19 protein-coding genes are annotated in these 19,956 nt (G+C 68.2%); 4 read left to right on the top strand and 15 right to left on the bottom strand.

All coding sequences use genetic code 11. The features are described from left to right. Positions 1–97 precede the first annotated feature (97 nt). The 10 genes from MKD50_RS23655 to MKD50_RS23610 all read right to left on the bottom strand — a co-directional run bounded on the left by MKD50_RS23655 (position 98) and on the right by MKD50_RS23610 (position 9,829). Positions 98–1,687: an NAD(P)H-hydrate dehydratase gene (locus MKD50_RS23655; RefSeq protein WP_252668903.1), complete on the bottom strand. Its 1,590-nt coding sequence runs from the start codon at positions 1,685–1,687 to the stop codon at positions 98–100. Positions 1,688–1,694: 7 nt separating this feature from the next. Further along, positions 1,695–3,002 carry a D-amino acid dehydrogenase gene (locus MKD50_RS23650; RefSeq protein ID WP_240074453.1) on the bottom strand — a complete coding sequence of 436 codons (1,308 nt, stop codon included), beginning with the start codon at positions 3,000–3,002 and terminating at the stop codon, positions 1,695–1,697. Positions 3,003–3,048: 46 nt separating this feature from the next. After that, positions 3,049–4,359: a TRAP transporter large permease gene (locus tag MKD50_RS23645; protein ID WP_115706820.1), complete on the bottom strand. Its 1,311-nt coding sequence runs from the start codon at positions 4,357–4,359 to the stop codon at positions 3,049–3,051. Then, positions 4,359–4,910 (bottom strand): TRAP transporter small permease subunit, encoded by a 552-nt coding sequence (locus tag MKD50_RS23640; RefSeq protein ID WP_115706821.1) that lies wholly within the window; start codon positions 4,908–4,910, stop codon positions 4,359–4,361. Before MKD50_RS23640 ends, MKD50_RS23645 begins: the two co-directional genes overlap by 1 nt. 87 nt (positions 4,911–4,997) lie before the next feature. Further along, entirely contained in the window at positions 4,998–5,963 is a 966-nt protein-coding gene (locus MKD50_RS23635; protein WP_115706822.1) for a TRAP transporter substrate-binding protein, read from the bottom strand. A gap of 124 nt (positions 5,964–6,087) precedes the next feature. Next, positions 6,088–7,452: an amidase gene (locus tag MKD50_RS23630; protein ID WP_252668901.1), complete on the bottom strand. Its 1,365-nt coding sequence runs from the start codon at positions 7,450–7,452 to the stop codon at positions 6,088–6,090. Between the two features lie 163 nt (positions 7,453–7,615). Further along, the gene (locus MKD50_RS23625; RefSeq protein ID WP_252668899.1) at positions 7,616–8,731 is read right to left on the bottom strand and encodes a sensor histidine kinase; all 1,116 of its coding nucleotides are present in this window, start codon (positions 8,729–8,731) and stop codon (positions 7,616–7,618) included. Positions 8,732–8,896: 165 nt separating this feature from the next. After that, positions 8,897–9,112 (bottom strand): DUF2188 domain-containing protein, encoded by a 216-nt coding sequence (locus tag MKD50_RS23620; protein WP_115706825.1) that lies wholly within the window; start codon positions 9,110–9,112, stop codon positions 8,897–8,899. A 184-nt stretch (positions 9,113–9,296) separates the two neighbouring features. Further along, positions 9,297–9,578, bottom strand: coding sequence for a hypothetical protein (locus MKD50_RS23615; protein WP_252668898.1), 282 nt, complete (start codon positions 9,576–9,578; stop codon positions 9,297–9,299). 2 nt (positions 9,579–9,580) lie between these two features. After that, entirely contained in the window at positions 9,581–9,829 is a 249-nt protein-coding gene (locus MKD50_RS23610) for a hypothetical protein (protein ID WP_252668896.1), read from the bottom strand. A 246-nt stretch (positions 9,830–10,075) separates the two neighbouring features. Between MKD50_RS23610 and MKD50_RS23605 the strand changes: the two genes are divergently transcribed. The 4 genes from MKD50_RS23605 (at position 10,076) to MKD50_RS23590 (ending at position 17,357) form a co-directional block, all read left to right on the top strand. Next, the gene (locus MKD50_RS23605; RefSeq protein ID WP_115680156.1) at positions 10,076–10,672 is read left to right on the top strand and encodes a winged helix DNA-binding protein; all 597 of its coding nucleotides are present in this window, start codon (positions 10,076–10,078) and stop codon (positions 10,670–10,672) included. A 212-nt stretch (positions 10,673–10,884) separates the two neighbouring features. Continuing rightward, the gene (gene purL / locus MKD50_RS23600) at positions 10,885–14,931 is read left to right on the top strand and encodes a phosphoribosylformylglycinamidine synthase (protein WP_252668894.1); all 4,047 of its coding nucleotides are present in this window, start codon (positions 10,885–10,887) and stop codon (positions 14,929–14,931) included. Positions 14,932–15,228: 297 nt separating this feature from the next. Continuing rightward, a complete protein-coding gene (locus tag MKD50_RS23595) occupies positions 15,229–16,584 on the top strand; it encodes a purine-cytosine permease family protein (RefSeq protein WP_252668892.1) in 1,356 nt (451 codons plus the stop codon). Beyond that, complete coding sequence (locus MKD50_RS23590) at positions 16,581–17,357, top strand: creatininase family protein (RefSeq protein WP_252668890.1); 777 nt, start codon at positions 16,581–16,583, stop codon at positions 17,355–17,357. Before MKD50_RS23595 ends, MKD50_RS23590 begins: the two co-directional genes overlap by 4 nt. Positions 17,358–17,365: 8 nt before the next feature. On the opposite strand, the gene MKD50_RS23585 is transcribed toward MKD50_RS23590, so the two are convergent. Genes MKD50_RS23585 through msrB form a run of 5 tightly spaced genes read right to left on the bottom strand, consistent with a single transcriptional unit; the run spans position 17,366 to position 19,917 of the window. Next, the gene (locus tag MKD50_RS23585; protein ID WP_252668888.1) at positions 17,366–17,665 is read right to left on the bottom strand and encodes a hypothetical protein; all 300 of its coding nucleotides are present in this window, start codon (positions 17,663–17,665) and stop codon (positions 17,366–17,368) included. A gap of 42 nt (positions 17,666–17,707) precedes the next feature. Continuing rightward, positions 17,708–18,502 carry a peptidylprolyl isomerase gene (locus MKD50_RS23580; protein ID WP_115680161.1) on the bottom strand — a complete coding sequence of 265 codons (795 nt, stop codon included), beginning with the start codon at positions 18,500–18,502 and terminating at the stop codon, positions 17,708–17,710. A 4-nt stretch (positions 18,503–18,506) separates the two neighbouring features. After that, positions 18,507–18,833 (bottom strand): BolA family protein, encoded by a 327-nt coding sequence (locus tag MKD50_RS23575; RefSeq protein WP_062799129.1) that lies wholly within the window; start codon positions 18,831–18,833, stop codon positions 18,507–18,509. A gap of 43 nt (positions 18,834–18,876) precedes the next feature. Further along, complete coding sequence (locus MKD50_RS23570) at positions 18,877–19,416, bottom strand: septation protein A (protein WP_115706832.1); 540 nt, start codon at positions 19,414–19,416, stop codon at positions 18,877–18,879. Positions 19,417–19,461: 45 nt separating this feature from the next. Continuing rightward, positions 19,462–19,917, bottom strand: coding sequence for a peptide-methionine (R)-S-oxide reductase MsrB (gene msrB, locus MKD50_RS23565; protein WP_115706833.1), 456 nt, complete (start codon positions 19,915–19,917; stop codon positions 19,462–19,464). Positions 19,918–19,956: the final 39 nt, after the last annotated feature.

The following is a 19,956-nucleotide window of genomic DNA, read 5'->3' as shown; positions in this document are numbered from 1 at the left end:
ATAACAGCCGCGGCGCCGCGCCGGTATCAGTCGTTGTCTGACGGCAGGTGCGGCGCGCGCCGCCGGTATGCGCCGGAACGCGAATCGCGTGCTTGCCTTACGCTTGCGCTGCGTTCAGCAACTGGTTGAATACGCCGCGTGCCGGCGCATACAGTTCACTTGCCATGACGCCTGCCGGACCCGTGCCTTGTTCGACCAGCACATCGGCGGCACGGCCGTGGATCCACACTGCCGCCTGCGCCGCGGCCAGCGGCGCCATGCCTTGCGCCAGCAGCGCGCCCAGCATGCCGGCCAGCACATCGCCGGTGCCGGCGCTGGCCAGCGCCGCGTTGCCGGTCGGATTCAGCGTCCACGGGCTGCCGTCGGGCGCGGCGATCACGCTGCCCGATCCCTTCAGCACCACCACCGCCTGCCATTGCGCGGCCAGCGCCGCGACGGCGGCGGGGCGGTCGCGCTGGATCTCGGTCACCGGCACGCCCATCAGCCGCGCGGCTTCCAGCGGGTGCGGCGTCATCACGGTGGCCGCGCCGCGCGTGGCCAGCGCACCGGCCAAGGCGGGATCGGAGGCCAGCAGGTTCAGCGCATCGGCATCCAGCACCAGCGGCTGCGTCGTGGCCTGCAGCAGCCGCGCCAACTGCTGGCGGGCGTTGGCATCGGTGCCCATGCCCGGCCCGATCACCAGCGCCGACATCGACGCGAGCGCCAGTGCGTCGAGCGCATGCAGCATCAGCTCCGGATGCAGCGGATCGACCAGCGGAGCCGGCTGCGCCAGGAAGCCGATATGCACCTTGCCCGCGCCGAGCCATTGCGCCGCCCGTGCGCCGAGCAGCGGCGCGCCGGTCATGCCGAGGTTGCCGCCGATCACGGCCAGCGCGCCATGCGTGCCCTTGTTGCTGGCATGGCGGCGGCGCGGCAACGTGGCACCGAACAGCGCGGGGCCGTTCACCAGGCCCTGCGGTGTTTCGCGTGGGGGATAGTCCAGGCCGATCGGCGCGATCTCGACCGCGCCGGCGCAGTCGCGCCCGTCCAGTGTCAGCAGGCCGGGCTTGGCGGCAATGAAGGTCAGCGTGCGTTGGGCGCGCACAGCGGGCGCGCCGGCGCCGGTGTCGGCAGAGAGTCCGCTGGGGATGTCCAGCGCAAACACCGGCAGCGCGGTGCGGTTGAGCTGGGCGATCCACCACGCCATGCGGCCGTCGGCGGGGCGGTTCAGGCCGATGCCTAGCAGGCCGTCGATGATCGCGGCGGTGCCGGCGGGCCAGTGCGCGTCGTGCGCGGCATCCACCTCCGCCATCACGCTCGAGGGCACGCCCGCGGCCTGCGCCTGCTGCCACGCGGTGGCGGCATCGGCGGGCAGGCGTTGCGGATCGGCGGCGAGCCAGACCTGCACGGCGCGCCCGGCGCGGTGCAGCTGCGTGGCCGCGACCAGCGCATCGCCGCCGTTGTTGCCGGGCCCCGCCAGGAACAGCAGCGGGCCATCGGGCGCACGGCAGGCGAGCCAGCGCGCCGCCGCCGTGCCGGCGCGCGACATCAGCGTGAAGACCGGCAGCTGCGCCAGCGCGGCGTGCTCGAGGCGGCGGATCGCGGCCACGTGGTAGAGCGGCACCGGGGCCGGCGCGGCCGCATCGAGGGCAAGCCAGTCTTGTTCGTGGTCGGTGGGCGTGATGACGGTGGCGGCAGGGCGGGTCATGTCGGGCTCAATTGGCTGGCCCCAGCCCGTAGCGGTCGGGCAGCAGGCCTTCCATGTCGATGTCCGGACCGCCGCGGCCGGCGCAAGCGCCAGCGCTGGCGGCGATCTGGTCAGCCGCAATCTTGCCTGATCCACAGCTCATCGCCCAGCCCGTCGAACCATGGCCGAGGTTCAGGAACAGCCCGGGCACCGCGGTGGGGCCGATCAGCGGCGGCCCGTCGGGCAGCATCGGCCGGGCGCCGGCCCATTGCGTGGCCTCCTGGTAGTTGCCGGCCACCGGGAACCAGTCGCGCGCGACCTTGACCAGCGTGTTGAGCGCGGCGGGGCGCAGGTCGAGCCGGCGCGAGCCCAGTTCCGCCGTGCCGGCCACGCGCAGCCGATTGCCCATGCGCGTCATCGCGACCTTGTACGACTCGTCCATCAGCGCGCCCAGCGGGGCCTGCAGTTCGTCGCGGATCATCACCGTGACCGAATAGCCCTTGACCGGATACAGCGGCACGCGCAGGCCCAGCGGGCCCAGCAGCGCGGCACTGTCGGCGCCGGCGGCGACCAGCACGCGCTCGGCACCGAGCACTTCCGCCGCACCCTGGCCGCCGGGGTCCGAAAGCTCGAGCTCCAGCTTGCCGGCCTGGCCGGGCCGCAGGTGCGTCACCTGCGTGTCGAAGCGGAACGACACGCCCGCGGCCTGCGCATGCCGGTGCAGCGCGCGCACGAACATCGGGCAGTTGCCGGATTCATCCTCGGGCAGGTGCAGCCCGCCAGCCAGCGGCGTGCCGGCGGCCAGGCCCGGCTCGATCTGGCGGCATTCGGCGGCGCTGACCAGCCGGTGCGGCACGTTATTCTCGCGCAGCAGGGCGATGGCGGGGCCGGCCAGGTCCAGGTCGCGCGCGGTGCGGAACAGCTGGAGGTAGCCCTGCGACTGCTCGTAGTCGATCTCCAGCTCGCTGCGCAGCCGGTGCAGGCAGGCGCGGCTGTAGAACGCCAGCCGCTGCATGCGCAGCTTGTTGGCGCGGTAGCGCTCGAGCCGGCATTCGCGCAGCCAGCGCGCGATCCAGCGCCACATCGCCGGGTCGGCGGCGGGGCGGAACAGCACCGGCGCCTCGCGCGCGAAGAGCGTGCGCAGGATCTTGGCCGGCATGCCGGGCGCGGCCCAGGGCGTGACATAGCCGGGCGCGATCACGCCGGCATTGCCGAAGCTGGCTTCCTGCGCCGGCGCGCCGCGGCGCTCGAGCACGGTCACGTCGAAGCCGGCCTGGCGCAGGTACCACGCGGAACTGACGCCGATCGCGCCGGCGCCGATGACGATCACGTGCATCGCTGCGCGAACCTCCCTCGCGTGTCCGTTGCCGTCTCGGCCAAGGCTATTTGACCTCCTGCTGCATTACCGCGTCGGGCAGCCAGGTCACCACGCCGGGCCAGATCGTGACGATGGCGATCGCCACCACCATCATCATGAAGAACGGCAGCGAGACCCGCGCGATGTAATTGCTGTCCTTGCCTGTCATGCTCTGCAAAACGAACAGGTTGAAGCCGACCGGCGGCGTGACTTCGGCGATCTCCACCAGCAGCACGATAAAGATGCCGAACCAGACCAGGTCGAAGCCGGCCGCCTGCACCATCGGCAGCACCGTGGCGGTGGTGAGGGCGATCATCGAGATGCCGTCCAGCGCCGTGCCGAGCACGATGTAGATCACCGTCAGCACCGCGATCAGCGCCCACGGCGACAGCTGCAGCGCGGCCACCCACTCGGCCAGCGCGCGCGGGATGCCGGTGAAGCTCATGGTCACCGACAGGAACGAGGTCGCGCCCAGCACGAACATGATCATCGCGGTCAGGCGCGTGGCCGACATCAGGCTGTCCCAGAATGCCGCGCGCGTGAGCGAGCCACCGGCCCAGGCCAGCGCCAGCGACGCGACCACGCCATAGGCCGCGGCTTCGGTGGCGGTGGAGTAGCCGGTCACCATGATCGCGGTGATGAAGGCGATCAGCACGATGCATGGCAGCAGCTGCCGGATCGACGCCAGCCGCGCGCGCCAGTTGAAGTGCTCCGACGCCGGGGTCTTGTCCGGGTTGGCCAGCGCCCAGACCACGATGTAGCCGGAAAACAGCAGCATCAGCAGCAGCCCCGGGATGAAGCCGGCCAGGAACACGCGGATGATCGACACGTCCGCCGAGACCGCGTACACCACCATCGTGATCGACGGCGGGATCAGGATGCCGAGCGTGCCGGCGCACGACAGCGAGCCCAGCGTGATGCGCTCGTCGTAGCCGCGCCGCGTCAGTTCGGGCAGCGCCGACTTGGCGATGGTGGCGCAGGTGGCCGCCGACGAGCCCGACACCGAGCCGAAGATGCCGCAGCCCAGGATGTTGACGTGCATCAGCCGCCCCGGCAGCCAGCTCAGCCATGGCGACAGCCCGCTGAACATTTGCTCCGACAGCCGGGTGCGGAACAGGATCTCGCCCATCCACACGAACAGCGGCAGCGACGCCAGCGTGTACGAGGCGCTCGACGACCACCACGCATTGGCCAGGCTGACCAGGGCCTCGCGGTCCGAGAACACCACCAGCCCGAGCCACGACGTGACCGCGATGGCCACGGGAATCCACGCCCCCAGCGCGAGGAAGACGATCAGCACCAGCAGCAGGATCAGTGCAACCACGACAGTGCTCATCAGACCGTCTCCCCGAAATCGCCGGCGGCAAGCTTGGCTTCCTGGGCCAGCTGGTAGCGCGGCTTCTGCCGCCGCACCACGCGCAGCCATTCGTCGGCGACCGCCAGCAGGAATCCCGCGCAGCCCAGCACGGCGAAACTCTGCGGTATCCACAACGGGATCACGATCTGGCCCTGCGAGACATCGCCGATCTCCCAGCTCTGCCAGGCAAAGCTGCCCAGCGCCCAGGTTGCATAGGCGGCGAACACCAGGCAGATGGTCAGCGAGACCAGTTCCAGCAGCCAGCGCCGGCGCGGGCCGAGCGCCGACAGCAGCATTTCCACACGCACGATGCCGCCGTGCTGGAAGGTCTGGCCGAGCACCAGGAAGGCGGAGGCGGCGCACAGCCAGGCCACGATGTCGTCGCCGCCCTTGAAGATCACCGAGGTTTCGCGCGACAGCGACATCAGGATCATGATCACGCAGACGGCGAGGATGCACAGCGCGCCGAGCGCGGCGAACAGGTCCAGCACGCGGTCGAGCCAGCGCTTGGAAGAGGGGGCAGTTGGCATGATGGGCAGCGCAGGGGAAGGAGGGGCTTCCTGCAACGCGGCCGGCGCGGCCGCGTTGCAGGCGCAGGAGTTAGTGGGCCCGCGGGCTTACTTGCGGTAGGCGTCGAGGATGGCCTTGCCGTCGGCGCCCGCGCTCTTGGCCCAGTCGTCCACCATGGTCTGGCCGAGCTTCTGCATGTCGGCCTTGAGCTGCGGCGACGGCTGCTGCACCGTCATGCCGTTCTTGGCGAGCGTGGCCAGGTACTCCCTGGTCTTCTGTTCCGACACCTGCCAGCCGCGCTTCTCGGCGTCGGCGACGGCCTTGAGCAAGGCATCCTGTGTGGGTTTGTCGAGCGCCGCGAAGGCCTTCTTGCTGACCACCAGCATGTTCTTGGGCAACCAGGCATCGACGGCGTAGAAGTACTTCACGCTCTCCCACACCTTGGTGTCGACGCCGGTCGCGCCCGACGACATGAACGAGTTGACGGTGCCGGTGGCGAGCGCCTGCGCCAGGTCGGCGGCCTGGATCGTGACCGGCTGCGCGCCGACCAGCTCGGCGATGCGCGAGGTGGCGGGATTGTAGGCGCGCCACTTCAGGCCCTTCATGTCGGCGGCCGAATTGATCGGCTTGTTGGCGTAGATGCCCTGCGGCGGCCAGGCTACCGCGTACAGCAGCTTGAGCCCCTGCTTGTCGAGCACCTTCTCGGTGACCGGGCGCGACGCCTGCCACAGCCTGTAGGCATCGGCATAGCTGGTGGCCAGGAACGGCACCGCGTCGACGCCGAATATTGGATTCTCGTTGGCCAGCAGCGACATCAGGATCTCGCCCATCTGCACCTGGCCGGTCTGCACGCCGCGCTTGATCTCGTTGGCCTTGAGCAGCGATCCGTTGGGATGCAGCACGATCTTGAGCTTGCCGCCGGTTGCCTTGTCCACGTCGCTGGCCAATTGCTGCAGGTTCTCGGTGTGCAGGTTGGCGACTGGGTAGCCGGTGGGCAGGTCCCACTTGGTGTCCGCCTGTGCCGCCACGGCGGCCAGCATCAGCGCGGCCGCGATCATTGCCTTGACTCGCATCTCGATCTCTCCTGGTGTGCGCGCGGGGGCGCGGTTGTACAGCGGGTTGCGTACTACCTGGTGCCACGCGCGGGTCTGGCTCGGGTCCGGCGCATGGCGCAAGATCAACGGCGCGACGGCGGGCTCAGTCGGCGCGCGCTAAGGGCTGCACGATGCGTTCCAAAGCAAGCGCCGTGCCGAGCAGGCTGGCGTCGCGCATCGGCCCGTGCGACAGCATCAGGCCCACCGGCAGCTCGTCCGGCGCGTGGCACGGCATCGATACCGAACAGCCGTCGAAGAAATTGAAAGCGGAGGTATTGCGCAACAGCAGGGCATTGACCCGGAAGAACTGTGCGTCATCGGTGCGCAGCGGCGCCATCTCGGGCGCCACCATCGGCACGGTGGGGCAGACCACCGCGTCGAAGCCGTCCAGCCGCGCTTCCATGCGGGCAATCCAGTCCAGCCGGGCGCGGCCCAGGTCGATATAGTCGGCGGCGCTGATGCCGGCGCCGCGGTCGATGCGCGACGCCACGCGCGGGTCGTAGCGGTCGCGGCGGGCCGCCAGCAGGTGGCGGTGGATGGCATAGGCCTCGGCCGCGCTGAAGCCGCCGTGCGCGTTCAGCGCGGCCAGTTCGCCGAGCTCGGGCAGGTCGACATGCTCCAGCCGCACGCCGGCGGCCGACAGCCGGCCCAGGGCGCGGTCGAAGGCGCGCGCCACCACGGGGTCGAGATCGTCCAGCAGCAGCTGGCGCGGGATCGCCAGCCGCGTTGCGGCGGGATCGGTCACGCGCGGCAGCACCGCGCTGTCTGCAATCACGCTGTCCACCGCGATGCAGTCGCCGACCGTGCGCGCCATGGCGCAGGCGGTGTCGAGCGTGTACGACAGCGGCAAGGCTCCGGCCAGCGGCACGCGCCGCGCGGTGGGCTTGAAGCCGGTGATGCCGCACAGCGCGGCCGGGATGCGGATCGAGCCGCCGGTGTCGCTGCCGAGCGCGGCCACCGCCAGCCCCAGCGCCACCGATACTGCGGCCCCGGACGACGACCCGCCCGGGATGCGGGCGGCGCCTTCGCCGCCGGCCGGATTGGCGGGCGTGCCGTAATGGGGATTGATACCCACGCCGGAGAACGCGAACTCGGTCATGTTGGTGCGCCCCACCAGCGCTGCCCCGGCCGCGCGCAGGCGCGCCACCACGGGCGCGTCGGCGGCGGCCGGCGCGGCATCGGCGCGCACCAGCGAGGCGGCGCGGGTGACCTCGCCGGCCACGTCATACAGGTCCTTGACCGAGACCGGCAGGCCCGCCAGCGGATGCAGCGCCTTGCCGGCGCGGCTGGCGGCATCGGCGGCACGCGCCACCTGCGCGGCGGCCTCGAAGGTGCTGTGCAGGAACACGGCCTCGGCCGCCGGCATGGCCGCGCGGGCCGCGGCCTGCTCGACGATCTGTGCGCGGCTGGTGGCGCCGTCGCGCAGGCGGGCGTTGAGGGTATCGAGGTCGGGAAGCATCAAGGGCATGGGTCTGCAAATGAGGTGCGGCGGCGCGCGCAGCGCGCGCCGGGGGCGGCCTGGGAACCTCAAGGGTAGCAAGAAGCCCTGCAAGGCGACAGATAGGGATGGCCTCTATGTCGTGGCGGGCGCGCCGCGGCTGTGCCGGGGTGGGGTGGGGCGGAGCCGCCGGCTAGGCCTGGCGCGGCAGGCCTACCTCGAACACGGTCCCGGCCGCATCGGAGCGGGCGTCGATCGAGCCTTGGTGGGCCCTGGCGATTTCGCTCGCGATATACAGCCCCAGGCCCAGGCCGGGGGCGTTCTTGTCGTGCGGATCCTCGCCCCGCCGGAGCGGGTCGAAGATCTGGCTCAAGGTCTGCGGATCGATCGGCGGGCCACTGTTCCAGACCGACACATGGACCTGCTCCGCGTGGCCCGTGACGGCAACCCGGACCGGCGAGTCCGCCGCGCCGTACATGACCGCATTGGTCACCAGGTTGGAAAGCAGCTGCTGCAGCCGCGCACCGTCCCAGACGCCCTGCAGGTTGCCCTGGGCGGCGAATTCGATGCGGTGGTCCGGGTGGGCGGCGCGCAACTGGTCCACGGCATCGCCAAACACCTGCGCCAGGTCGATCGCGGCGGGCGCGATGTTGATGCCCAGGCCAAGCTTGGTCCGGTTGAAGTCGCACAGATCGTCCAGCAGCGCATTCATGCGGGCGCCGCTGCGGATCAGCCGGGTCGCGGCTTCCGATACCTTTTCCCCGGCGTTCAGCGCGGCCAGGTATTGAGCGGTGGTCTGGATGGTCTGCAGCGGGCTGCGCATGTCGTGCCCCAGCATGCCGAGCAGCAGGTTGCGCGCCTGCTCGACCTGCGCATCGAAATACCCGACGGATTCCGTGACGGCCTGGTCGATGGCCTCGTTGAAGCGGACCATGTCTTCGAAATCCGATGCGCCCGGGTGGCCGTCATCGATCCACAGCCGCAGCACGCTGGCACGCAGGGCCCGGTACTCGCTGACCATCTGGTTGATGTTGAAGCCATGGCGTGCCCGCAGCAGCGCGTGGGTCTGGGCCGCGGTTTCCGGAGCATGGGGCAGGCTGGGCGACCGCCCCAGCGACTTTTCGCGCTGGGCGTGGCGCGTTTGCGGGGTGGACAGATCCTTGATCACGGCATTCAGGATCTGCTGCGCGTGATCGCGCAGGGCCGGTGCATCCATGTGTCTTGCGGCTGGCACCAGGGTGGAGGCAAACGCCTCCCACTCCCTCAGGATGCTGCTCATGTCGCGCCTGATGAAATCAGCAAGTCGCATGTCTGCTCCGGCAGGATTGGACGAACCCGTCTATGATCTTACGCGATTGTCGGCGCAGTGCTTGACCGCGGCATCGTGGACCCGCACGATCGCGCTGACCGCGACCGTGACGGCGAGTGCTGTAGCGGTCATCGGGCACAGCCCCGCTTGCGACCGGCCGCGCTGTCAGTCGTGGGACTCCTCGGGGCTGACGGCGGCGCGCACGCGCAGGCCACCGTCGTGGCAATGGATATGCAGTTCGCCGTTCTCCCGCCTGGCTCGTGCCCAGCCCGCCGAGATCGCGTCCTCGAGCGTCGGGAACCGTTGCCGTTGAGGCAGGCTTTCGCAGTCCAGCGCCCAGCCAACGTCGGCCGGTGTAACGCGAATGATTTGCGCTTGCATATTGCCTCCCGGGGTCCGGGCCAAAAAAGCGCCCGCTACGTGCAGCGGGCGGTCGAAGCCGGATGGGTGAACGCATCCGGCAGTGCGATATTGCCGCGCCGCAGTCGCCATAGCATATCCCTACTCAAGTGGTAGCGTGGCAGAAATGCATCACGTCTTGATGCTTGGGAGCCCGGCCGCGACCTCAGGCGGGTTCCGCGCGATAGGCCGACCAGTAATAGTGGCTGTGCCGGTTATGGCGCGCGAGCTTCTTTACGATAAAGAGCCGCACCGTGCCGAGATGGCCGGCCTCGACCAGCACCTCATGGTGACTGGGCGCCTCCGCCGTGGCGCGCGGCAGGGTCTGCAGCGCGGCGGCGACATGGTGTCCCTGCACTTGCGCCAGGATGCCGTTGGCGCCGGCTACCGGATACCCCGGCGTCGCGGCCGGCAGGTGGCAGCCGGCGGCCCGTTTGCTGTTGCCCATGCTTACCTCCGCCCGGGCACGATGCGCACGCCGTCCCGGCAGACCTCGATCCGGGGCTGGTGGCCGTAAGCGCGCAGCAGCCGGACATCGCTCCTGGCGGACGCCGGAATCTCCTGGCGGCAAGCCAGGGCGCTGCGGCTGATGTGATAGGCGCCGCAAGCGGGGCAGTGATAGAGATAGCCGCGGGGCGCGGCGCGCGTGCGCTCGGCAGCAGCGCCGCAGAGGGGGCAGTTTGCGGGTTCGGGCGACATGGGGGGCTCAGATGGGTACTGTATGGATATACAGTATAGCGTCTCCGGCCGGTCTGGGAAGCGTCCGAACACCGGTGAGGTCTGTCCAGATGCCCGAGCCAGAGCGCAGCCCCCGAAATGTCGTTTTATTCGTGGTAATTCACCGATAAACTGTCAGGCCGAAGGCGGCGGCCGGCAGGTCGATCCGCCGCAACCGGGCCCCCAGGACGCCTTGAATGCCGCCCCCCATCGAAAGGAAACTCCCGCATGTCACGTAAGCCCGCCGAAAGCGCGCCCGCCGCCGCAGCCGCCGAAGCCGATGCCCGCGCCGGCCGGCCCGCTACCGCACTGTCGCGCGCCGCCGGCGCGAATATCGTGTCGTCGTCGCACCTGGTGTCGGTGCGCAGCCCCGAGTTGTCGGAATTCGAGTTTGGCCTGAACACCGCCTACAACGCCTACAGCCGCTGGGTGGTGCGCTGCATGGGCGCGGCCGGCGTGCGCGACCTGACCTTCCTGGACGTGCTGGTGCTGCACCACGTCAACCACCGCGGCCGGCCCAAGCGGCTGGCCGATATCTGCTTCGTGCTCAACGTGGAAGACACGCACCTCGTGACCTATGCGCTGAAAAAGCTGCAGGGGCTGGGGCTGGTGAGCGGTGAGCGGGTGGGCAAGGAAGCGACGTACTCGACCACCGAGGCCGGCGCCGAGGCGTGCTCGCGCTACCGCGAGATCCGCGAGCAGTGCCTGACCAGTAATTTCACCGCGGGCAGTGAAGAGAATGCCGAAATCGGCGAACTGGCCCGGCTGATGCGCGTGCTGACCGGGCTGTATGAGCAGGCGGCCCGGTCGGCGACGTCACTCTGAGCCGCGCGTTGCCCGCAAGTGATGCATAAGCATTATCACGATCGGAGCTGACACAGCGCGGCCATGATGTCGCAGTGCAAAAACCGGGTGTCGGCAAGGTACAATAGCGGTTTCCCGCCAGCCGGCACCCCATGCAGCGGTGCCGAGCAAGCAGCAGCCCCTACCAGGCCCCTACCAGGCTTTACCTCCACGCCTCCCTGACCGCTACGATCATGGCGCATTTCTCGTGCTTCCCCGGCGCTTTGGCGCTTTCCGCCTTCCGTCAGCAACGCCTGCTCACCGCTCTGCGGCAGATCGATGCCGATATCGAGTCCGTGCATGGCCAGTTCCTGCACTTTGTTGACGCGCAGACGCCGCTGTCGGCCGACGACCAGTCGCGCGTTGCGGCGCTGCTGACCTACGGCGCGCCGTTCGCCGAGCAGCCCGAGGGCGACCGCTTCGTCGTGATTCCGCGCTTCGGCACGATCTCGCCGTGGGCCAGCAAGGCCACCGACATTGCCCACAACTGCGGCCTGACCCATATCCACCGCATCGAGCGCGGCATCGAGATCACCGTGGTCTGCAAGAAGGGCCTGCTGCGCGGCCGCAAGTCGCTGGACGCGGACACCCGCGCCGCCGTCGCCGCGCACCTGTTCGACCGCATGACCGAGACCGTTGTGGCTTCGCGTGACGATGCCGCCGGCCTGTTCCAGGAACTGCCGGCCAAGCCGCTGCGCTTTATCGACATCGCCGCCGGTCGCAGCGCGCTGGCCGCGGCCAACGTCGAGATGGGCCTGGCGCTGTCCGAGGACGAGATTGACTACCTGGTCGACGCCTATGCAAAGCTGGAGCGCAACCCGACCGACGTCGAGCTGATGATGTTCGCGCAGGCCAACAGCGAACACTGCCGCCACAAGATCTTCAACGCCACCTGGACCATCGATGGCGTGCAGCAGGACAAGTCGCTGTTCGCGATGATCCGCAATACGCACCAGCTCAATCCGCAGGGCTCGATCGTGGCCTACTCGGACAACTCGGCGGTGATGGAAGGCGACGTGGCCGAGCGCTGGTTCCCGCGCGGCGCAGACCACAAGTACGGCCGCCACGAGGCGCTGACGCACACGCTGATGAAGGTGGAGACGCACAACCATCCGACCGCGATCTCGCCGTTCCCGGGTGCCTCCACCGGCGCCGGCGGTGAAATCCGCGACGAAGGCGCGACCGGCCGCGGCGCCAAGCCCAAGGCCGGCCTGACCGGCTTCACGGTGTCCAACCTGATGCTGCCCGATGCCGTCGAATCGTGGGAAAACGACCGCGACGCCGCCCAGCCGGTGGCGCACCGCAACCCCGACGACAAGCCCGGCGTGACCGGCAAGCCCGACCGCATCGCCTCGCCGCTGCAGATCATGATCGACGGCCCGCTCGGCGGCGCCGCGTTCAACAATGAATTCGGCCGCGCCAACCTGGGCGGCTACTTCCGCGTCTACGAGCAGAACGTCGGCGGCACCGTGCGCGGCTACCACAAGCCGATCATGATCGCGGGCGGCATCGGCAATATCGACGCCTCGCACACGCACAAGAACCCGCTGCCGGCCGGCACGCTGCTGATCCAGCTGGGCGGCCCGGGCATGCGCATCGGCATGGGCGGCGGCGCCGCCAGTTCGATGGCGACCGGCACCAATACCGCCGACCTGGACTTCGATTCGGTCCAGCGCGGCAACCCCGAGATGGAGCGCCGCGCCCAGGAAGTGATCAACGCCTGCTGGCAGTTCGGCGATGCCAACCCGATCCTGTCGATCCACGACGTCGGCGCCGGCGGCATCTCCAACGCCTTCCCTGAACTGGTGGACGGCGCCGACCGCGGCGCGCGCTTCGACCTGCGCCAGGTGCACCTGGAAGAGTCCGGCCTGTCGCCGGCGGAAATCTGGTGCAACGAGTCGCAGGAGCGCTATGTGCTGGCGATCGCGCCGGACAGCTTCCCGCAGTTCCAGGCTATGTGCGAGCGTGAGCGTTCGCCGTTCGCCGTGGTCGGCATCGCCACCGAGGAAAAGCAGCTGCAACTGGTCGACGCCAGCGTCGACGCTGCGCTCAAGGAGCACTTCGCGGTCAACATGCCGATGGATGTGCTGCTGGGCAAGCCGCCGCGCATGCACCGCGACGTCAAGCGCGTCGAGCAGCCGCTGCCGGCCGTCGATGTGACCGGCATCAGCCTGGAGCAGGCCGTGCGCGACGTGTTGCGCCACCCGACCGTGGCCAGCAAGTCGTTCCTGATCTCGATCGGCGACCGCACCGTCGGCGGCATGAACGCGCGCGACCAGATGGTGGGCCCGTGGCAGGTGCCGGTGGCGGACGTGGCCGTGACCACGCTGGACTACAAGGGCAACGCCGGCGAGGCGATGACCATGGGCGAGCGCACCCCGCTGGCCGTGATCGACGCACCGGCTTCGGGACGCATGGCGATCGGCGAGGCGCTGACCAACCTGGCGGCCGCTCCGGTCAAGGACCTGGGCAAGGTCAAGCTGTCGGCCAACTGGATGGCCGCCTGCGGCGTGGAAGGTGAAGACGCCAAGCTGTACGACACCGTGCATGCCGTCGGCATGGAGCTGTGCCCGGCGCTGGGCATCAGCATCCCGGTGGGCAAGGATTCGCTGTCCATGCGCACCAAATGGCAGGACGAGGGCGTCAACAAGGAAGTGGTGGCGCCGGTATCGCTGATCATCTCGGCCTTTGCCGCGGTCGACGACGTCAACCGCACGCTGACCCCGCAACTGCGCACCGACGCCGGCGACAGCGTGCTGATCGCCATCGACCTGGGCCGCGGCAAGAACCGCATGGCCGGCAGCATCCTGGCGCAGGTGACGCAGCAGGTGGGCGACAGCGCGCCGGACGTCGACAACGCCGAAGACCTGAAGAACTTCTTCAACGTGATCCAGCGCCTGAACCGCGAGGGCAAGCTGCTGGCCTACCACGACCGTTCCGATGGCGGCTTTATCGCCACGCTGGCCGAGATGGCCTTTGCCGGCCACTGCGGCGTGTCGCTCAACGTCGACATGCTGGCGCTCGATCCGCAGCAGGAGCAGGACTACGGCGATGCCAAGAACTGGGCCCAGCAGATCGCCGAGCGCCGCAATGACCAGACCCTGCGCGCGCTGTTCTCGGAAGAACTGGGCGCGGTGGTGCAGGTGCGCATGGAAGACCGCGACGCCGTGTTCGCGGTGCTGCGCGAGGCCGGCCTGTCGGCATGCAGCCATGTGGTGGGCAAGCCCAACACCTCCGACCAGGTCGAGATCTATCGCGACGCCAAGAAGGTGTTCGGCGCGTCGCGCACCGACCTGCAGCGCAACTGGAACGAGGTCAGCTGGCGCATCGCGCGCCTGCGCGACAACCCGGCCTGCGCCGACAGCGAGTACGACCGCCTGCTCGACGCCGCCGACCCCGGCATCAGCCCGGTGCTGACCTTCGATGTGTCCGACGATATCGCCGCGCCGTTCATCGCCACCGGTGCCCGTCCGCGCGTGGCGATCCTGCGCGAGCAGGGCGTCAACTCGCAGATCGAAATGGCGTACAGCATGGACCGCGCCGGCTTCGACACGCACGACGTGCACATGAGCGACCTGATCGCCGGGCGCGCCAACCTGGCCGACTTCACCGGCTTTGTCGCCTGCGGCGGCTTTAGCTACGGCGACGTGCTGGGCGCGGGCGAGGGCTGGGCCAAGACCATCCTGTTCAATGCGCAGATGGCCGAGCAGTTCGCGGCCTTCTTCAACCGCCAGGACACCTTCGCGCTGGGCGTGTGCAACGGCTGCCAGATGATGAGCAACCTGGCCCCGATCATCCCGGGCGCCGGCGCGTGGCCCAAGTTCACGCGCAACCAGTCGGAGCAGTACGAGGCGCGCTATGTCACGGTCGAGGTGCAGTCGTCGCCGTCGATCTTCTTCGCCGGCATGGAAGGCAGCCGCATCCCCATCGTGGTCGCGCACGGCGAAGGGTTTGCCGACTTCTCGCAGCAGGGCAATATCGACCAGGCCCACGTGGCGCTGTGCTTTGTCGACAACTACGGCGCGGTCACGCAGACCTATCCGCTCAACCCGAACGGCTCGCCGGATGGCATCACCTCGGTGACCACCGTCGACGGCCGCTTCACCGTGCTGATGCCGCACCCCGAGCGCGTATTCCGCGCCGCGACCATGAGCTGGGCACCGGATGCATGGAAGCAGGTCGCCGATGGCGGCAGCCCCTGGATGCGGATGTTCCGCAATGCGAGGAAGTGGGTGGGATAAGCACCAACCCGGGGCCTGCGCCCCTTCTCCCAAGCAAGAGCCACCGGCAGCGCCGGTGGCTTTTTAGTTTTTTGGCGATGCAAGCCGCCAATGCGCGGATGCCGACGGCCATTTCGCTTCGCTTCATCGAATCTGCCGCATTTTCTGCCGCCTTCGCACTGTTACTCTCGCGCTGACTCACGATCGGATGCGGGGCCGGTGTCCCTGCACCCAGCTCGCTCGCACACGGAACGGTTGATTCGGAGATCCCGCATGAATCAGAAGGCGCAGTCGTCCCCGGCAGTTGATGCAGACTATATGTTCGCCCCGGTCCCGTCCGATGCGCGCAGGCCGGCCTGGAAGCAGGTGATGGTGTGGGTCGGGTTCGGCTACGTTGCCACCGGCCTGTTTATCGGCGGTACGCTGGCCGGCCCGGCAGGCGGAGCGGGCGTTTCCTTTCCGATGGCGATGCTGGCCATCGCCATCGGCATGGGCATCCTGTTCGTGCTGACGTCGCTGCTGGGTGTCATCGCGCAACGAACCGGGCTGAGCCTGGCGTTGTTGTGCCGTTATGCCTATGGCGCAAAAGGCATGAATTTGCCGATGCTGGCGATGGGGCTGCTGACGCTGGGCTGGTTCTCGGCGATCACGGGCATGGTGGGGGATATCTGGGGGGCCTTTATCGGCAACCCGAGCGGCATCGTGGTGTTCGACCCGGGCCGGATGGGATACCAGATCGCCCCCATTACGCTGGAGGTCTTTGCGGCATGCCTGCTCTGCGGACTCTTGTTCACGGCGACTTCCATGTCCGGCATGAAAGGGCTGGAGCGCCTGGCGGTACCGGTGGCGCCGGTCATCATGCTGATCGCGGTGCTGGTCGGCATCGGCATGCTGGACGAGGGCGGCGGGCTCGGCAGTTTTGTCGCGGCCTCGTCGCAGAAGCGCGGCCTGCCGCTATCGTCGGCCGTCACCATGCTGGTGGGAAGCTGGATTGCCGGGGCCATCATGGGCGTCGACCTGTTCCGCTTCAGCCGGAACGCCCGGGCGGTCTGGCTGGGTTCGGCCGCCTGCTTCCTGCTGACGAATCCCTTGCTCAATATCGTCGGCTATATCGGCACCGTCACCGTCGGGGAATACAACTACGTGTCGTGGATGCTGGAAAAGAGCTTCCTGCTGGCACTGGCGGGCGCGCTCACATGGACCTTGTCGCTATGGACCACCAACGACGCCGAGCTCTATTGCAATGCGCTCTACACCGGTCCCGTGCTGCAGTCCTGCGGCTTCGATGTCAGCAAGAAGCAGCTCGTCCTGGTGGCGGGCCTTGCCGGCACCGTGCTCGGTGCGCTCGGCTTCTACCAGATGTTCTTTTCGCCATTCATCAACTACCTCGGCATCATGGCGCCGCCGCTGGCCGGCCCGCTGCTGGCGGATTTCTACATCAAGCACAAAGGCCGCTATGATGTCCGCGAACTGGATCAGCAGCCGGAGTTCAACCGGGCGGGCGTGGGCTCGGCACTGATCGGCATGGGGCTGGGACTCGCCCTCGAGCTGAACCAGTGGCTGGCCGTCTTGCCGAATGGCCTGGTGGCGCTGCTCGCCACCGTGCTGCTGTATTTGCTGTTGCACCCGATATTGAGCGCGAAGCCGCGCCCGCTGGCGGAGAAGGCATCATGAAGAAGGTCTTCCTGAATGAATTCTCCACGGCCGAGCTGGAGGCCATGTTCGCCGCTGGCAGCATCGACAGTGCGATCACGGTATTCGGCAGTTGCGAGAGCCATGGCGGCCACCTGCCGCTGGGGCCAGACCTGTTCGTGCCGACCGAAGTGGCCCGGCAGGCTGCGCAACGACTTGCCCGCACTGTGGTGGTCCCGGGCGTGCCGTTTGGCACCTCGATGCACTACAACGCCAATCCGATGGCGATCTCGCTTCGCTTCGAGACGGTGACGGCCGTCGCCGAGGATATGTTCGAGAGCCTGCTTGCCTACGGCATCCGGCACATCTTTGTGCTGAACGGCCATGACGGCAATATCGCGCCGCTGGAAATCGCACAGCGCAAGGTCAAGCAGCGGCATCCGGAAGCCGTCTTTGCCTTTATGCCCGCCTGGTGGTACCTGGTTGGCAAGCTGCTTGGGGAGGACTTCTTCGCCGAGTGGGACGGGCTGGGCCACGGCGGCGAAGGTGAAACCTCCATCACCATGGCGGTGCGCCCGGAGTTGTGTGACCTGGGCAAGGCCGTGCGCCAGATGCCCGCAGACAGCATCCGCCTTGGCGAGCGCGTGCAGATCATGTGGGATATCGCTGAAGTCTCCGCGACCGGTGCCACCGGTGATCCTACGCGGGCCAGCGCGGAGAAGGGCAGCAAGATGCTTGATGCCCTGGTGGCGCTGGTCGTCGACAGCATCAGGCAACTCGACGACGAAGGCTGGCGTTACGATCGCCGACAGTGAGGGACGCTTCAACCCCGCATCGGCTTGCGCAAGCCTGAACTCCACGACGCAAACGCATAAGTCAGCACGCGCCTGGTTTCAAAGCCGGGGGGCGGCGTGATCTCGCCGCGAGCCTCCTTGTACGCCACCACGGCATGCAGGACCTTTTCGGGCGAGTAGCGGTCACGCAGGGGAAGGTGGGGATGGAGCCGGCGCCAGCCGGGGGCGGCGCCGTCCAGGGTGGCCCAGGCCAGTGCGCAATAGCACAGGCCGCGGGACGAGAGATGCCAGAGCTGCCAGTAGCGGCCGGTCGTCTGCACGCGCTGCATCCTTGATGGCTGCAGGGCCGGCGGGGGCGACCGGCCCGCGGCTTACTGGACCTTGGCCTTGTCCTTCAGGGCCTTCATCATGGCCTGGAACTGCTCGCGCTGCCAGTTCTGGTCGCCCATCAGCATCTGCGTCAGCTGCGGCTTCACTTCTTCGAACGACGGGATCTTGGCGTCGCGCACGTCGACCAGCTCGATGATGTGCCAGCCGAACTGGGTCTTGACCGGGGTATCGGTCATCTGGCCCTTCTTCAGCCCGGTCATGGCTGCCGAGAACTCGGGCACGTAGCTGCTGCTGTTGGCCCAGTCCAGGTCGCCGCCGTTGGCAGCCGAGCCCGGATCCTTCGACGCGGCCTTGGCCTGGTCCTCGAACTTGGCGCCGCCCTTGATCTTGGCGATGATGGCCTTGGCGTCGGCTTCCTTTTCCACCAGGATGTGGCGGGCGTGGTATTCCTTGCCGTTGCCGAACTGCGACTTGATCTTGTCGTATTGCTTGCGCAGCTCGGCGTCGCTGGCGCCGTGGGTCTTGACGTAGTCTTCGAACACCGCACCGGCCAGCACGTTCAGGCGGGCCTGTTCCAGTTGCTCCTGCACGTCGTCGCGCTGGGTCAGGCCACGCTTGTTGGCTTCCTGCACGAGCAGTTCGCGGTCGATCAGCATGTTGCGGGCGCGCGTGCGCAGCTCCGGGCTGTCGGGCTGGCCGGTGCCGGCGATCAACTTGTCCAGCTTTGCCGACGGAATGGCCTTGCCATTCACGACGGCGGCATTCTGGGCGATGGCCGGCAGGCTGCCGGCAGCAAGCACAGCCGCCAGGCTGAACGAGAGGACGGTGGTCTTCATGGAATCAGGTCTGAGAGTTGCTGGAAGAATCGCGTGAGGGTGCGAGGGATTGTGCGCGGGATTGGTACTCTTGGTCGGTGAACGCAGTCACGGCCAGGGCGTGGATCTGCGTGGGGAACAGACCGCGCAGCGCATCATACACCATGCGGTGTCGGGCAACCCGGTTGTGACCCGCAAAGCGCTCGCTGACGATTGTCACGTCGTAATGTCCGCCGCCCGACGCGGCGCCGGCATGTCCGGCGTGCAGCGCGCTGTCGTCGCGCACGGCCAGGTGGCTGGGGGCGAGCGCTGCGCGCAGCATTGCCTCGATCGTAGCGGGATCGGCTGCCATCAATGGTTTCCTTCGGTTGGTGGGGCAGGGCGCGGCGGCGCCGTCAGTCCTGGGTGTTTTCCGGCATGTGGCGCGACAGCCAGACGCTTTGCGCGACGATGAAGACCAGCATCAGCCCCATGCTGCCGAACAGCTTGAAGTTGACCCAGGCCTCGGTCGAGAACTGGTAGGCCACGTACAGGTTGAGCACGCCCATGGCGGCGAAGAAGCCGGCCCACGCGAGATTGAGGCGCGCCCACACCGGATCCGGCAGGGACACCTGCTTTTCCATCATGGCGCGGATCAGGTTCTTGCGCCACACCAGCACCGAGCCCAGCAGCGCGGCCGCGAACAGCCAGTACAGCACGGTCGGCTTCCACTTGATGAAGGTCTCGTTGTGCAGCACCAGCGTGGCGCCGCCGAAGACCGCGATGATCAGCAGGCTGACCCACTGCATCGGCTCGACCTTGCGGTGGCGGAACCAGACCCAGCCGATCTGCACCACCGTGGCGCCGATGGCCACGGCGGTGGCGGTGTAAATGTCGGCCAGCTTGAAGGCGGCAAAAAAAAGGATGACCGGGAACAGGTCGAACAGGAATTTCATGCGGGTCCAGGTTGTGCCCGGCGTCTGGGCCGGGCCATTCAGGCGTCAGGGCTGCGGGTCGCGTTTGGGCGCTTCGGCAGCGTGGGCATCGTCCGCCGCACGCTGCGCCGGGTCGCGATCGTCGAATTTTAGCGCAGCCGAGTTGATGCAATAGCGCAGGCCGGTCGGCGCCGGCCCATCCTCGAACACGTGGCCGAGGTGGCTGCCGCATTCCTTGCAGCGGACTTCGACGCGCGTCATGCCGTGGCTATGGTCGACATGCTCGGCAATGACCTCGCCGTTGATCGGGCGGAAATAGCTGGGCCAGCCGCAGCCTGCATCGAACTTGGTGGCGGATTCGAACAGCGGCGTGCCGCAGCCCACGCAGTGGTAGATGCCCTGGTCCCAGTGGTCCCAGTAGCGGCCGGTGAACGGGCGCTCGGTGGCGGCCTCGCGGGTCACTCGGTATTCGATGTCGGAGAGTTGTTCACGCCACTCGGCGTCGGTCTTGGTGGTGGTCATGGTTGTCCTCGCGGTGTTCCTTGGAGTGGATGGCCGGTC

It is taken from the genome of Cupriavidus mimosae, from assembly GCF_023952485.1.
GTDB lineage: Bacteria > Pseudomonadota > Gammaproteobacteria > Burkholderiales > Burkholderiaceae > Cupriavidus > Cupriavidus taiwanensis_C.
This window is presented reverse-complemented; position numbering and strand designations above follow the sequence as displayed.